The sequence below is a fragment of the Rhizobium sp. 16-488-2b genome (assembly GCF_017741815.1).
GTDB lineage: Bacteria > Pseudomonadota > Alphaproteobacteria > Rhizobiales > Rhizobiaceae > Rhizobium.
Genome location: NZ_JAGHMF010000002.1, coordinates 17989 through 33079, shown reverse-complemented (window position 1 = coordinate 33079; position 15091 = coordinate 17989). Strand labels below are relative to the sequence as shown.

The 15091-nt window shown below is 63.2% G+C and carries 16 protein-coding genes; 14 read left to right on the top strand and 2 right to left on the bottom strand.

All coding sequences use genetic code 11. The features are described 5' to 3' along the window. Positions 1–206: 206 nt before the first annotated feature. From phnC to J5286_RS00575, 12 genes are all read left to right on the top strand, one after another. Positions 207–1052 (top strand): phosphonate ABC transporter ATP-binding protein, encoded by an 846-nt coding sequence (phnC, locus tag J5286_RS00630; protein WP_047506748.1) that lies wholly within the window; start codon positions 207–209, stop codon positions 1050–1052. A gap of 87 nt (positions 1053–1139) precedes the next feature. Further along, positions 1140–2051: a phosphonate ABC transporter substrate-binding protein gene (gene phnD / locus J5286_RS00625; protein WP_018899239.1), complete on the top strand. Its 912-nt coding sequence runs from the start codon at positions 1140–1142 to the stop codon at positions 2049–2051. Positions 2052–2121: 70 nt separating this feature from the next. Next, on the top strand, positions 2122–3102 hold the full coding sequence (gene phnE / locus J5286_RS00620) for a phosphonate ABC transporter, permease protein PhnE (RefSeq protein ID WP_112535050.1): 981 nt from the start codon (positions 2122–2124) through the stop codon (positions 3100–3102). Then, on the top strand, positions 3102–4448 hold the full coding sequence (phnE, locus tag J5286_RS00615) for a phosphonate ABC transporter, permease protein PhnE (RefSeq protein WP_018899241.1): 1347 nt from the start codon (positions 3102–3104) through the stop codon (positions 4446–4448). Before phnE (J5286_RS00620) ends, phnE (J5286_RS00615) begins: the two co-directional genes overlap by 1 nt. A gap of 120 nt (positions 4449–4568) precedes the next feature. After that, complete coding sequence (locus J5286_RS00610; protein WP_018899242.1) at positions 4569–5264, top strand: DUF1045 domain-containing protein; 696 nt, start codon at positions 4569–4571, stop codon at positions 5262–5264. Between the two features lie 13 nt (positions 5265–5277). After that, complete coding sequence (locus J5286_RS00605) at positions 5278–6417, top strand: alpha-D-ribose 1-methylphosphonate 5-triphosphate diphosphatase (protein ID WP_018899243.1); 1140 nt, start codon at positions 5278–5280, stop codon at positions 6415–6417. Continuing rightward, on the top strand, positions 6414–7028 hold the full coding sequence (phnN, locus tag J5286_RS00600; protein ID WP_047506761.1) for a phosphonate metabolism protein/1,5-bisphosphokinase (PRPP-forming) PhnN: 615 nt from the start codon (positions 6414–6416) through the stop codon (positions 7026–7028). The genes J5286_RS00605 and phnN overlap by 4 nt, the downstream gene beginning before the upstream one ends. 5 nt (positions 7029–7033) lie before the next feature. Then, a complete protein-coding gene (locus J5286_RS00595; RefSeq protein WP_209188760.1) occupies positions 7034–7555 on the top strand; it encodes a GrpB family protein in 522 nt (173 codons plus the stop codon). Positions 7556–8351: 796 nt separating this feature from the next. Next, the gene (locus J5286_RS00590; RefSeq protein WP_209188761.1) at positions 8352–8882 is read left to right on the top strand and encodes an AAA family ATPase; all 531 of its coding nucleotides are present in this window, start codon (positions 8352–8354) and stop codon (positions 8880–8882) included. Between the two features lie 69 nt (positions 8883–8951). Further along, complete coding sequence (locus J5286_RS00585) at positions 8952–9377, top strand: GFA family protein (RefSeq protein WP_209188762.1); 426 nt, start codon at positions 8952–8954, stop codon at positions 9375–9377. 72 nt (positions 9378–9449) lie between these two features. Continuing rightward, positions 9450–9695 (top strand): AbrB/MazE/SpoVT family DNA-binding domain-containing protein, encoded by a 246-nt coding sequence (locus tag J5286_RS00580; protein WP_209188763.1) that lies wholly within the window; start codon positions 9450–9452, stop codon positions 9693–9695. Continuing rightward, complete coding sequence (locus J5286_RS00575) at positions 9692–10096, top strand: type II toxin-antitoxin system VapC family toxin (protein WP_209188764.1); 405 nt, start codon at positions 9692–9694, stop codon at positions 10094–10096. The genes J5286_RS00580 and J5286_RS00575 overlap by 4 nt, the downstream gene beginning before the upstream one ends. A gap of 38 nt (positions 10097–10134) precedes the next feature. On the opposite strand, the gene J5286_RS00570 is transcribed toward J5286_RS00575, so the two are convergent. Next, positions 10135–11169, bottom strand: coding sequence for an SDR family oxidoreductase (locus J5286_RS00570; RefSeq protein WP_209188765.1), 1035 nt, complete (start codon positions 11167–11169; stop codon positions 10135–10137). 124 nt (positions 11170–11293) lie between these two features. Here J5286_RS00570 and J5286_RS00565 point away from each other — a divergent pair, with 124 nt between their 5' ends. Continuing rightward, positions 11294–12265, top strand: a complete 972-nt coding sequence (locus J5286_RS00565) for an AraC family transcriptional regulator (RefSeq protein WP_209188766.1) — start codon at positions 11294–11296, stop codon at positions 12263–12265. 76 nt (positions 12266–12341) lie between these two features. Here J5286_RS00565 and J5286_RS00560 read toward each other — a convergent pair whose 3' ends face one another. Then, positions 12342–13712 carry an MATE family efflux transporter gene (locus J5286_RS00560; RefSeq protein ID WP_209188767.1) on the bottom strand — a complete coding sequence of 457 codons (1371 nt, stop codon included), beginning with the start codon at positions 13710–13712 and terminating at the stop codon, positions 12342–12344. A 516-nt stretch (positions 13713–14228) separates the two neighbouring features. On the opposite strand from J5286_RS00560, the gene J5286_RS00555 reads away from it, so the two are divergent. Beyond that, on the top strand, positions 14229–15065 hold the full coding sequence (locus J5286_RS00555) for an SDR family NAD(P)-dependent oxidoreductase (protein ID WP_209188768.1): 837 nt from the start codon (positions 14229–14231) through the stop codon (positions 15063–15065). The last annotated feature ends 26 nt before the right edge of the window (positions 15066–15091 follow it).

Here is a 15091-nt window from a genome sequence, read left to right as displayed (position 1 = left end):
TGTTAATCGCGAACGCCGATCCACGCCGTACAAGGCGCCATACTCACCACACCCCACATCTGTCACAGAATTGTGACCCCACTGTCACGTTTCAATCCACAGTAGCCCCGTTTGTGACAGCACTTACACAAAACTGACATTGGAGCTTCATGGACCGGGCCTAATGCACTCCCTCATATCGCGTTTGGGCTATGAGGAAGAGCATGATGTTCGAGCTGAAGAATGTCACCCGTCAATTCGGCAAGAAGATCGCCGTCGATAGTGTGACGCTTGACATCCCTCAGGGCCAGATGGTCGGCATTATCGGCCGTTCGGGCGCCGGCAAGTCCACGCTTCTGCGCATGATCAACCGCCTGCAGGAGCCGAGCTCCGGCTCGATCCATTTCAACGGCACGGAAGTGTCGGGCCTGCGCGGCAAGTCGCTGCGCAACTGGCAGCGCGATTGTGCCATGATCTTCCAGCAGTTCAATCTCGTGCCGCGCCTCGACGTGATGACCAATGTCATCCTCGGCCGTCTCAACCATCGCTCCACCGTGCTCAGCCTGCTTGGCGTCTTCACCCGCGAAGAGCGCGTGCAGGCGATCGCGGCGCTTGAGCGCCTCGGCATCGAGCAGACGGCGCTGCAGATGGCCGGCACGCTCTCGGGCGGCCAGCAGCAGCGCGTGGCGATTGCCCGTGCGCTCATGCAGGCGCCGAAGATGCTGCTTGCCGACGAGCCGATCGCCTCGCTCGACCCGTTGAACGCCAAGATCGTCATGGACGCGCTGCGCGATATCAACGAGCGCGAAGGCATCACCGTCATCACCAACCTGCACACGCTCGACACCGCGCGCAGCTATTGCGAGCGCATCGTCGGCATGGCCGGCGGTCGCGTCGTCTTCGACGGCAAGCCGTCCGAACTGACGGCCGATGCCGTCAACGAGATCTACGGCACCGACAAGAACGGCGCCGGCATCGACGAGACCATGACGTCCACCAGCCTGGATAACATCAAGGGCAAGCAGCAGGACGCCGTATCGCGCGTGATGGCCGCCTCCGCCGTCATGCGCTGACAAGTTTCCGGCCGGGGGAAAAAGCCGGAAAAGCACAGCTCCCCAGTAACTTACAGTCACTGACAAACGTCACCAAAGGAGACTACCATGTCTGCGTTCCGCAAGATCCTGATGGCAACGATCGCCATCGCCACCGTTGCAGGCCAGGCCTACGCTCAGGACGTCAAGGTCCTGCGTATCGGCCTCGACGGCGGTGAAAACGAAGCCGACCAGGTTCGCCGCACCGAGTGCGTCAAGCCGGGCCTCGTTGCCGCTACCGGCGTTTCGGAAGTCCAGATCTTCCCGTCGCCGAACTATAACGGCGTTATCCAGGGCCTGCTGGGCGGCACCATCGACCTCGCTGTCATGGGCGCTTCCTCCTACGCCTCGATCTACCTCAAGGATCCGAACGCCGTTACGCCGGTTCTGACCACCAAGCAGGAAGACGGCTCGACCGGCTACTACTCGATCATGGTCGCCCGCAAGGATTCGGGCATCAAGACGCTCGCCGACGCCAAGGGCAAGAAGCTCGGCTTCGCCGATCCGGACTCGACCTCGGGCTACCTCGTCCCGAACGTCTCGCTGCCGAAGGATGTCGGCATGCCGGTCAAGCAGTACTTCTCTGAAACCGGCTTCGGCGGCGGCCATGAGAACCTCGTTCTCGGCGTTCTCGACAAGAAGTTCGACGTCGGCACCACCTTCGGCTCCGCCACCGGCGATTGGGCCCAGGGCTACACCTCCGGCAACCTGCACATCATGGTCACCAAGGGCCTGCTCGACATGGACGATATCGTCCAGGTCTGGAAGTCCCCGCTGATCCCGAACGGCCCGCTGATGGTTTCCAACAAGCTGCCGGCTGACATCCAGAAGAAGGTTACCGCCTACTTCGCCGAACTGCCGAAGACCGACAAGGGCTGCTTCGACAGCTTCACCGGCGGTGGTTACGTCGATTGGTCGCCGGTCGACCAGTCCTTCTACCAGACGATCATCGACGCTCGTAAGTCGGTTATCGGCGGTTGATCCGAACCTCTGAATAAACTCGCGGCGGCATCATCCTGGTGCCGCCGTTCGTTCAACAAGGATGCTCAACATGGCGCACGTGGCCGAAACCGACCACATGGGCGGACTGCAGCAAGGCTCCCGCACAATTCTCGATCACTATCAGAGCCAAGTCCGGACACGGCGTATCTACACCGTGATCTCGATCGTTGTGTTCCTGATCGTCCTCGGCGCCTCGCTCGATTTCGCCAACAGCGCCAATTCGGGCAAGTTCTTCGAACGCCTTCCCTACCTCTTCGACTTCATGAAGCACTTCGTGCCGGACAGCCCGCTGGAGATCTTCCGCGCCATGTTCGATCTGCCGTCGCCCTATGCCGATGGCTCGATCAAGTATGATTACGTCAGCGACCGCGTCTACATCACCGACAGCTTCTACATCCCGAATTTCTTCTACCAGCTGGCGATCACCATCAACGTCGCCATCGTCTCGACCATCCTCGGCGCATCCGGCGCCTTCGTGCTCTGCTTCTTCGCCTCGACCAATCTGGTCGGTGCCGGCGCCACCCGCTGGGTCGTGCGCCGCATCATGGAAATCCTGCGCGCCTTCCCGGAGATCGTCATCGCCGGCCTGCTCGCCGCCATCCTGTCGATCGGCCCGATCTCGGCCATCATCGCGGTGTCGATCCACACCATCGGCGCGCTCGGTAAGCTGTTCTTCGAAGTGGTCGAGAATGCCGACATGAAGCCGGACGAGGGCCTGCGCGCATCCGGCGCCAGCTGGCTCGAGCGCGTCCGCTTCGCCATCCTGCCGCAGGTCATGCCGAATTTCGTCTCGTACACGCTGCTGCGTCTCGAGATCAACGTGCGCGCCTCCACCATCATCGGCGCCGTCGGCGGCGGCGGTATCGGCGAGGTCTTCAGCCTGGCGATCGGCCGCGATCACGCCGCCAAGACCTATGCCATCATCATCCTGCTTCTGATCACCGTCGTCTGCGTCGACCAGTTTTCCGCCTGGCTCCGCCGCCGCATGATCGGCAAGCAGTCCTTCGAATTCGGCCGAGGAGCAGCCTGATGTCGTCGCTCACAGTCAACGCCGCCGATCGCCAGCGCCTGCTGGACAATTATCCCGAGGTCTTCCACCGCAGCTTCATGCAGCGCTGGGGTCTCGCCCTCATCGCCGGCCTCGTCATCATCTACCTCGCGCTCGCGTTCAATTTCTTCAAGGTCATCCCGACCTTCGTCAACGGCAATTGGGACCGCGCCTCGATCTACGTCCAGGACTGGTATTCCTGGCGCGCCCAGCCGCGCCTGCGCTTCGTCGATGGCAAGGTCGTGCCGCAGTGGACCAGCCGTGGCCAGTATCCGAAGGATGCGGTCATCGCATGGATGCTGCCGACGGCTGCCGGCGGCTATACCGTCACCTACGGCAGCGATGCCGACCGCATGGAAGTGACGCCGGAGCGTGTCGACGTCTATCTCGGCGGCAAGCTCTATCCTGTCGAGATCACTAAGGATCGTGCCATCCTGCCGCCGGGCGCGCCCGCCGTCATGAAGCAGGACGACAGCAAGGTCACCGTCTCCTTCGGCTTCGAGGGCCAGGCGGAAATCCGCTCGACGCAGGTCTATGTGCAGCGCCGTTTCCTCGGCTGGGCCAATTTCTTCTTCGACACGCAGTCGCCCTTCTGGGGCAAGAGCCTGGTCGATGTCGCCGGCCTCATGCTGTCGGGTGACCGCATCGATCCCGCGCAGTCCAACGCCTCGCTGGTGCTCGATAATTTCCTCAACAATGCCAGCTGGCAGCATGGCGATATCCTGTCGAAGCTGATGCAGACGCTGGTCATGGCCTTCGTCGGCACGCTGCTCGGCTCGCTCTTCGCCTTTCCGCTGGCCTTCATCGCCGCGCGCAACATCACGCTCAACCGCTCGGCCAACTGGGCGACGAAGCGCCTCTTCGATTTCCTGCGTTCGATCGACATGCTGATCTGGGCGCTGTTCTTCACCCGCGCCTTCGGCCCCGGGCCGATCCCCGGCATCGCCGCCATCTTCTTCACCGACACCGGCGCGCTGGGCAAGGTCTATGCCGAGGCGCTGGAGAATGTGGATGACAAGCAGCGCGAGGGCGTCAAGTCGGTGGGTGCTTCGCCCGTCGTCGTCCAGCGCTTCGGCGTGGTGCCGCAGGTGCTGCCGATCTTCATCTCGCAGTCGCTCTATTTCTGGGAATCCAACACCCGCTCGGCCACCGTCATCGGCGCTGTCGGCGCAGGTGGTATCGGCCTCAAGCTCCTGGAATCGATGAAGACCAACTCCGATTGGGACAAGGTCGCCTACATGGTGCTCCTCATCCTCATCGTCGTCTTTGTCTTCGACAATATCTCCAATGCACTGCGTTCGCGGGTGATGGGCAAAAAGACCCATTGATGGGTCTTGATCATCATCATTCTGTCACGGAAATCTTTTAGCCGGAAGCAAGCTTGCGGCGGGCGGTCAAATCACGGCAGACTGCCTCCCGCATCCACATAGATTTCCGGGATACTGGCCTTGCGATACGCACTCTATTTCACGCCGCCGAAGGGTGATCCCTTGAACGTGGCGGCAGCCCATTGGCTCGGTCGCGATGCCTTCACCGGCGAAACTTATCCGGCTCCCGATTATCCTGATCTGCCGGCCGCCGAGCAGTTCGAGCTCACCGCCGATCCGCGCCGCTATGCCTTCCACGCCACCATCAAGGCGCCATTCCACTTGGCCTCCTCGGTCACCGAGAAGGACCTCATCCAGGCGGTCGAGGATTTCGCGGACCGGACACCCGCCTTCGAGATCCCCGAGCTCGTGCTCGGCCAGCTCGGCCGGTTCTTCGCGTTGGTGCCCGGCTCCCTGCATCCGCCGCTTCAGCAATTCGCGGCCTCCGTGGTAAAGTCGTTTGAGCCCTTCCGTGCAGCGCTGTCCGAAGCCGATATCGCCCGGCGCAATCCGGACAAGCTCAGCGAAAGCCAGAGGGCCAATCTGTTGCGCTGGGGCTATCCTTACGTGATGGATGACTTCGGGTTCCACATGACGCTCTCTGGCCAAGTGCCGGAAGAGCGCGCCGAGGTGATGAAGACCATTCTCGCCGAGCGTTTCGCCGCCTTCACCGGCCGGCCGCTTTTGATTTCGGGCCTTGCCGTTTTCGTCGAAGAGACGCGCGGCGCGCCGTTTACCGCCCATTCCTGGTGGCCGCTTGCCGCCGCCAAACCTTGAAAGATCACAGGTCATGACCAAAGAAACCGTCTTCTCCAACGCCCGCATCGTCCTTGAGGATGAAATCGTCGAAGGATCGGTCCTCGTTCGCGACGGCAAGATCGAGGATATCGCAAGCGGCAGCTCGCGCCTCGGCGAGGATTTCGAGGGCGATTACCTGATCCCCGGCCTGGTCGAGCTGCACACCGACCATCTCGAGGGCCACTATTCGCCGCGCCCCGGCCTGCGCTGGAACAAGACGGCGGCGATCCAGGCGCATGACGCCCAGATCGTCACGTCGGGCATCACCACGGTCTTCGACTGCCTGCGCATGGGCGCCGACGAAGATGGCGGCTTCGAGCATGGCGAGATGCGCGACATGGCCGATGCCATCCAGAAGGCGGAGAAAGAGGGCCGCCTGCGCGCCGAGCACCTCATCCACCTGCGCTGCGAAGTCTCCGCCGACAACGTGCTGCAGCACTTCGCCGATTTCGAAAACGACCCCTATGTCCGCCTCGTCTCGTTGATGGACCATGCGCCGGGCCAGCGCCAGTTCCAAACCATGGACCAGTACATCTTCTACTATCAGAAGAAGCGCGGCCTGACCGACGCCGAGTTCGCCAAGTTCGTCGATCGCCGCGTGTCGGAATCCGAGCGCAACTCGACGCCGCACCGCGTCGCGATCTCGAAGGTCTGCGCCGAGCGCGGCATCACGGTCGCCAGCCACGACGACGCGACGCTCGCCCATGTCGACGAGGCGATCGAAAACGGCGTCCGTCTCGCCGAATTCCCGACCAGCTTCGACGCCGCCAAGGCCTCGCATGAAAACGGCATGAGCGTTCTCATGGGCGCGCCGAATATCGTGCGCGGCAAGTCGCACTCCGGCAACATCGCCGCCCGCGATCTCGCCGAGCGCGGCGTGCTCGACGTTCTCTCCTCCGATTACGTGCCGCTCAGCCTGCTCTACGCGCCCTTCCTGATCGCCGATGAAGTCGAGAGCATCTCACTGCCGAAGGCGATCGCCATGGTCACGTCGACGCCGGCGCGCACGGTGAGCCTCAACGATCGCGGCCGCATCGCAACCGGGCTGCGCGCCGATCTCGTCCGCGTCTTCCGCGACGAAGGCGTTCCGGTCAGCCGCTCCGTCTGGCGCGAAGGGCGCCGGGTCGCATGACCGCGCACGAAACGCACCCCTCGCACGAGCCCCATGTCGTTCCCGGCACCGAGCACGGCATCATGGTGGTCGTGGTCGGCCCCTCCGGCGCCGGCAAGGACACGTTGATGGCGGCAGCCGCCCGGCATTTCAGGCAGCGACAGGACGTCCATTTCGTCCGCCGCGTCATCACCCGCGATCACGATGCCGGCGGCGAGGATCATCTCGCTGTCTCGCCCCAGGGCTTCGCCTCGATGGAGCAGGCGGGCAGCTTCTCCGTCTGGTGGGAAGCCCACGGCCTGAAGTATGGCATCCCCTCGGAAGTCTCGGTGTCGCTGTCAGCCGGAAGCCTCGTCATCGCCAACGGCTCGCGCTCGGCGCTGCACCATTTCCACGCCGTCTTCCCGCGCCTGAAGGTGATCAACGTCACCGCCCGCGCCGAGGTGCTGGCAAGCCGGCTGGAGGCCCGCGGCCGCGAGACCCACGAGGACATCATGGCCCGCCTGGCGCGCGGCCCGCTCACCGTACGCGGCGATTACGACGTCGTCGATCTCGACAATAGTGGGTCCTTGGAACAGGGCGAACGCCGCATGGTCGAAGTCCTCGAGGGCTTCCTCCAGGAAATCGGCTGACGACGATGCGGCCGATCCGGGTTATCCAGTATGATCCGCGTTGGCCCTCGCTCTTCCAGGCCGCGCGCGACGAACTCCTGTTGCTCGCGCCCGGCCTCATCCTTGCTGTCGAGCACATCGGCAGCACCGCCGTACCCGGCCTCGCCGCCAAGCCGAAGATCGACCTCGACGCCGTCCTCATCGACGCCACTGCACTCGCTACCCTCGCCGATAAACTCGCGCTCTCCGGCTTCCGCGCCCACGGCGACCCGCACGGCGACGGCCGCCTGCCATTCACCCGCGAGCACGAAGGCTACGGCCTGCGCCTCTACCTCTGCCTCGAGGCCAACCCCGCCCACCACGACCGCCTCCTCTTCCGCGACCACCTCCGCCTCCACCCGGACCGCGCCGCCGAATACCAGACGCTGAAGCAGCGCCTCGCCGAGGACGCCGCCGGCGACTGGGATCACTACACCGGCGGCAAGAGCGCCTTCGTAGCCGAAACGCTCCGCCGCGCCGAGGCCGAGAGATCAGCCTCACGGGGATAATTTTATTGCGCGGCGAAAGAAATCACCGCGATATCAGTCGTTTGCAGATTTCATCGTCCCCATCCATCCCCGCCGCAATCGTCGCTCTCATACTGATGCCGTCATTGGACAGGGAGCCGGGTCGCGAACCGGATCTGACACATCAGGGCGCAAGCCCGGCGTTCGGTGATGGTTGTTGAAAGGTGGATGATCGGGTCGTCAGGATCTCCCATCCATCCGGAAGCGAAAGGCCGAGAGACGCTCCTGTCGGCCTGGATATCCGGAAACCTCGATGCGATCGGGCAGGCGATATCGCCTGACACTTCTATCTTATACCGACCACCGCCTGCCCATTCCCAGCTTGTTATGCCGTCGCGGAGAGGTCTCCGGCGCGGGGTTTTGTGGTGTGTCGTTCGTGCTCCGCCTGCTGCCGTCGCCTTTCATTCAGGTTTTGCGGCGTGATACCCGCCTCTGCCCTGCCGGGCATCTCCCCCACAGGTGGGGAGATTGGCTGGGCGCACCCGCTCGTTCCGACCTCAACGTTTGGCAAAAACCTCGCAACGAGTCGATCTCCCCCCTTGTGGGGGAGATGTCCGGCAGGACAGAGGGGGGTACCCCACGGCACGACGTCAACGATCGACCGGCAGAAGCCACAAGTTGAACCCGGGACGAGCACTCCATCTCAACACACCGCTTCGCACCAAGCCCCAATCTCACTGTCGAAAATATGATAGAATTCTACGCTAGAAGGCACCCCCGGCACCGCTAGTCTGTGTGCCTCGCCAACAATACCTGTGATCTGTCGAATGAGAGCAAAATGGGCGTCAGAAACGTTCTGATCGAAGGCGTGTCCGGCACGGGCAAGACCTCGGTTGCGTCAGGCTTGCAACAGCGCGGCTACCATGTCGTCCATGGCGACCGCGAGCTCGCCTATAAAGGCGATCCGATGACAGGCGAGCCCCTGAGCGATGCTGCGCGCAGGCAGAATGCGGCTGATGTCGCCTTCGGTCACAGGCACCATCTCTGGAACATCGACAAGGTGAAAACCCTGGTCGATGACCAAAGCAACGCGATCTCCTTCTTCTGTGGCGGCTCCAGGAATTTCGATCGTTTCATCGATCTGTTCGACCACGTTTTCGTCCTCGACGTCGATGCGGACACGCTGATGAAGAGACTGGCAACGAGGCCCGACGATGAATTCGGCGCAACCCCCGCCGAACAGCAACTTGTCCTGCGGCTGCACGCGACCAAGGAAGACATACCGTCCGCTGCCACAGTCATCGACGCCACCGCGCCGCTTGCCTCCGTCATCGACGACATCCTGGCGAGATGCGCCGCATCCGGCTAACGACAGACGATCCGATACCGCGGCCGGCACCCGCCTCAAACACTTCTACGGCATCACAAGGACGCCCCCATGACCGACACGAGACCCCAGCATAACGCCGCCTGCCACTGCGGCACGGTAAAGTTCAAGGTGCGGCTGACGGACGAATTCAACACCATTCGCCGCTGCACCTGCTCCTACTGCCGCATGCGCGGCGCCATCGCCGCCTCCGCCAATCTCGACGACATCGAGTTCGTCGAGGGCGAGGACAATCTGACGCTCTACCAGTTCCACACCGGCACGGCGAAGCACTACTTCTGCAAGACCTGCGGCATCTACACCCACCACCAGCGCCGCTCCAACACCAGCCAGTTCGGCATCAACGTCGCCGTCCTCGAAGGCGTCAGCCCCTTCGACTTCGCCGAAGTGAAAGTCATGAACGGCATCACCCACCCCAACGATTCCGGCGGCACTTCCGAGGTCGCTGGCGTGCTGTGGTTCGAGCCGTTCGAGTGAACGACGGGCGACAGTTGATCTGAAACAATGGGCGTATTACCTTAAGAAAGGCAGGTATTACGAGGACGCAGCATGTCGACCACAGTGACATCGAAAGGGCAGGTAACGATTCCGAAGGCGGTGCGCGATCTGCTTGGCATCACGGCGGGAAGCCAGGTCGATTTTCATCGAGCCGAGGACGGCAGCATTGTGCTGACAAGGGCGGACAGCGAGAAGCCTGTCAGCCGTTTCGAGAAGCTTCGGGGACACGCCGGCGCCGGCCTTGATACCGATGCGATCATGGCGCTCACCCGTGGTGAGGCCCGTGCCGAGGAATGACACTTGTCGACACCAACGTCCTGCTTGATCTGGTGACCAACGACCCGGTCTGGGCCAGCTGGTCGATAGGCCAGCTCGAGGCTGCAAGCCTGGAGGGCCCCTTGCTGATAAACGACGTCATCTACGCCGAACTCGCGGTCCGCTATGAACGCATCGAGGAGCTCGATGCGTTCATGGATTCGGCTGAACTTGTCTGGGCGCCGATGCCGCGCGCCGCACTTTTCCTGGCCGGCAAGGTCTTCACCGACTATCGTCGCGCCGGCGGTTCACGCACCGGCGTTCTTCCGGATTTCATGATCGGCGCGCAGGCGGCGGTCCAGAACCTGCCGATACTGACGCGCGACATCGGCCGCTATCTAACCTATTTCCCTGGTGTCAGGCTGATATCGCCCACGACGTAGACCGTGTCTCTACGAGAGCGGCCAAGGCCGATCGTCCCCTACACCAACCCAAGCCGAAGCAAACTCTCGGCGCAGGCAACGATCGCCTCTTCCCTTGTGCGCGGCGTCCACCCCAGCAGGCGCTCGGCCTTCTTGCCCGTCGCGTTCATGTCGTAGTTGAGGAGCGGCACCACCGCCTTCAGCTGCGCATTCGTCTCGCCGGCGATGCGTACCTGCTCGTCGGGCCAGACATCGGTCGAGACCTTGGCCGCCGCCGCACCCAGCCTTTGCCGCAGCAGCTTCGCGACCTCGACCATCCATAGGCTGTCGCCGACGGTCGCGAGGAAGCGCTCGCCTTTGGCGGCGGGGTCGGTCATGCAGCGCAAGTGCAGGTCCGCCACATCGCGTACGTCGACGCAGCAGGAATTGACGTTCACGCAGCCCGGCTGCCCCTTCATCATGTTGGCGATCAGCCGGATCGAGTGCGAATAGTCGGCGCCGAGAACCGGGCCGTAGACCGCGACCGGATTGACCGCCGAAAGCTCCATGCCCTGGCCCTCGCGGGCAATGAAGTCCCAGGCGGCGCGCTCCGACAGTGTCTTCGATTTCTGATAGGGCGCGACATTGCCTTCAAGGTTGCTCCAGTCGGTCTCGTCGAACGGCCGCCGGTGGTCCGGCCCGTGGCCGACGCCGATGGCCCCGAAGGCCGACGTCAACACGACCCGCCTGACACCGGCATCGCGCGCCGCCCTGAGCACCCTGAGATTGCCGTTGACGGCCGGCTCGATCCAGTCCTCTTCGCGCGTCTGGTCGCCGGATGGCGTCGGCGAGGCGCCGTGCATCACATAGGTGCAGCCGGCTGCCGCCTCTTTCCAGCCCTCGTCATGGTCGAGATCGGCGATCGCGAAGGACAGCCGGTCACCGGCATCGACGCCGCCGACTTTCAGATGCGCCCGCACCTCGTCCTCCCGCCCGGGTGAACGGATGGTCGTGCGCACGCGGTAACCGTCTTTCAGCAGCGCCAGCATGCAATATTGCGCGATGAACCCGGTGCCGCCGGTAACGAGAACGAGCGTGTCTCTATTATCAGTCATCATAACTTGCCTCATGCTCCTGCCGCCGCATCGGATCGCGGCGAACTCGATCACGGAAAGGTAGGCAGCCAGGCCCGTACTGTGAATGCTTGAAAATCCGCATCACTTGCGCGATAGTTCGACAATGCTGGCTGATCCCTTCTCCGATGTCCTGAGCCTGACGAAAGCCGAGGCGATCGTCACCGGCGGCTTCACCGCTGGTGGCCCCTGGTCAATCGCCTTTCCGGGGCGCGACAAGATCAAGTTTTTCGCGGTGGTGAAGGGCGGCTGCTGGGTGACGCTGGAGGGCGAGGCCGAGCCGATCCGTTTCGAGGAAGGAGACGTCGGCCTGCTCGCCAGGAAGCGCAGCTTTGTTCTCTCGAGCGATCCCGCGCTTCAGCCCGTCGACGCCATGAGCATCTTCACGGGCACGGGACGGCGGCTGGTGACGCTGGGAGATGGCAATGATTTTGCCCATATCGGCGGCCATGTCGCGCTCGATCCGCTAAGGGGCGGCCTGCTGTCGGATATCCTGCCCAACTGGATCCACACCCGCGCCGCCTCGCCGCAGGCCGCCATCTTCCGCTGGCTGCTCGACCGGCTGATCGAGGAGCGCGATATCGGCCAGCCGGGTGCCGCCCTTGCCTCCGCGCAGCTGACCCAGCTGCTCTTCATCGAGATCCTGCGCTCGCATTTGAGCGCCGCCGACCGCATGCCCGCCGGCTGGCTGAAGGCGCTGGCGGAACCCAGGATCGCGCCCGCGCTGCGCCTCATGCATGGCGAACCCGCGCGCGCCTGGCACCTGGAGGAACTCGCCAGCGCCTGCGCCATGTCGCGCACCTCGTTTGCCGTGCATTTCAAAGCGGTCTCGGGTATCGCCCCGTTTGCCTATCTCACCGAGTGGCGCATGCGCCTTGCCGAACGGGCGCTCCGCGAAGCCCGCACCCCCATCGCCTCGGTCGCCCGCTCGCTCGGCTACACCTCCGAAAGCGCCTTCAGCAACGCCTTCAAACGGGTGAATGGGAGATCGCCGTCGGCCTATAGGGCGGCGGTGAACGGAGTGGATGCCAGCGATGAGGTTGAGCCGGTATCGCGCGATCCCGCATTTGCGGGCTAAGTATCTGGGTGTTTCGCAGGAGCCGCCACTATTGGGCGGCTCCCGCGCTTTCACGCCCGACGGCGGGCGGGCTCCATCACCCCTGTCTCATCCGCTCTCCGCCGCGTATCGCGACGGCGCCGAGAACCACCGCAGCGATCGCCACGGTCAGCCCGTCAGCGATCGGAAAGGCGAACCAGATGGCCGTTCTGTCCAGCAAAGCGGCAATGACGATGATCGCAACAGGAACAAGCACGAAGGACTTCATCAGCGTCAGAAGCCCGGCCTGCAGAGGCCGGCCAATAGCCTGGAAGTAAAGCGCGAGCACCAAGACCGGTCCCGAAAACAGATAGAGCGCCGCCATCGGTTTGAGAATCCTGGCAACCTCCTCGATGACGCCGGTATCGGCGATGAAGGCGGAGGCGATCATTTTGCCTTGTGTCACAAGCAGCAGTTCGACGGCGGCTCCGTAGATGAAGGCGATTACCGCGGCGATCCGCAGAACCTGGTCGGCGCGATCCCAGCGCCCGGCTCCGACATTGTTGCCCACGATGCTCTGCATGGCGAGCGCTGCGGCCATGGGCGGCAGGAAGGCGAAACCGAGAATGCGCGTGATGATCCCATAGGCCGCAACAGCCTGTGAATGGTCTTCGCCTGAGGCCGGCAGCGCAAGAACCACGCAGGTCGCCGTCAGCGCCATCCCCAGGAAGGTGAGGCTGACGGGAGCGCCGAGTGCGGCGATCTGCCCCCATTGTCCATGCCACGCGTTCCGCCGCAAGACGCCAAGCGGCATCATCTCCCGGGACCGTCGTCGCCCCTCGATGAGGAGAGCAAGGCCCGCTCCTTGCGCCAAAACGGTGCTCAAGGCCGACCCCGCAACGCCCATCGCAAACGGCACGATCAGGATGTAGTTGAAGAGGATGTTGATGGCTGTCACGCCAAGCGACATCAGCGCCATGCTACCCGCCCGGCCTTCGTTGCGCCAGGCATCCGCATGGATACCGAGCAGGAACTGCATCGGCGTGCCGAGAAGAGTGATCATCAGGAACACCCACGCCATCCTGGCAACTGGCTCCGCAGCTCCCGCCATCCGCGTTGCAAACATCCAGCCACCGATAAGGAAGAGCAGGATCAGCGCCAGGCCGATCATGATGGCCAGGCCATGCGCCCGGGCAAAGGTCGCATCCGCCTCTTCGCGCGCACCGGCGCCGAGCTGTCTCGCAAGCAGGCTGGACATGCCGCTGCCGACAAGCGTCGAAAGAGCGATGGTCACAAGCAGTATGGGAAACGCGATGCTGATGGCCGCTATGGCCTCTTCCCCGACAAAGCGTCCAAGAAAGGCGGCATCGACGATACCGAGCAGGCCGTTCATCGTCATGATGGCCACCATCGGCAAGGCGGTCGTGGCAAAGATCCGGCCCACCGGCGCGGTCAGGAATCGATTGTCGGGTGATTGTCTCGCAGACATCACGCACTCCTCATATGAGGCATTTCGATTGAGGAGGGAGCCTGCATTGCCACCAACGAAATGCTTCGAGGGTGAGATGATATCCACGTCGAGCTTTTACCGTGACTTGCGTCTGCAGGCGGCAGGCACTCGAAACCTGCATCGGATCAATCATGTTGACGCGGGGCTGTCAATTCGAAAACCGGCGAAGTGGTGTTAGGTGGAGATGAGTTTGCAAGAGGAGAGGTGAGGGTTGAGTGCCCTTCGCTTGCCGCTCAGGGCGTCGCTCCCGCTCCACCCCCTCATCGCCTCGCTGTCGCTCCGGCACTTCTCCCCGTTGGGGAGAAGGGGCTGGTGGTGCCGCGTTGCTCCTCGTCGAGCGTTGATTTCAAGCCGGCATGTAGGTGAGAATATCGCGAGGCTCTGCCACGAGTCTCTTCTCCCCGACGGGGAGAAGGTGGCGGCAGCCGGATGAGGGGGCCGCAGACGCCGGCGTTTCCACGCTAAGTCATCGACGCTACAGGGGGGGAGCGAACCATGAAAGACACCGTCGCATTGGTCACCGGCGCAAGCCGCGGCGTCGGTCGCGGCATTGCGCTTGCGCTGCTCGCCGAGGGTGCTACCGTCCACGTCACGGGCCGAACGCAACACGAGACCGACACGGCAGGCGAGCGTCCTGGGTCGCTCGAAAGTCTCGCCCACGAAGCCGCCACGCTGCCCGGCCGCGTCGTCATTCACCATTGCGACCATGCCAACGACGCCGACACCCATCGTGTCGCCGAAACCATAAGGCACGGCGGCAAGCTGGATATCCTCGTGAACAACGCCTGGCCGGGCTATGAAAACATGGTCGAGAATGGCGATTTCACCTGGCCGCGCGCCTTCTGGGAGCAGCCTATTTGGCGCTGGGACGCCATGATCGGCACGGCGCTGAGGGCCGCCTTTTTGATGTCGCGCGCGGTGGCGCCGATGATGGTCGCCAATGGGCGCGGCCTGATCGTCAACATCTCGTTCTGGGCGTCGCGCTTTTATGATGGCAACGCCATCTACGGTATCTCCAAGGCCGCAGCCGACAAGATGGCCGCCGATTTCGCCCATGACCTGCGCCCGCACGATGTCGCGGCCGTCTCACTCTATCCCGGTCTGGTCCGCACCGAAGCGGTGATGGAGAACTCAGCCTTCTTCGACCTCTCCAACTCCGAATCCCCTCAGTTCATCGGCCGCATCATTTCAGGCCTCTGGCGCGATCCGGCGCTGATGTCGAAATCCGGCGAAGCCCTGGTGGCGGCCGCACTCGGCTGCGAATACGATATCGCCGACATTGATGGCTACCGGCCCGTTCCGCTGACGGAGGCGGATTTCACAAGGGGCTGAGCCCAAGAGCTAATCCCTGAATCACC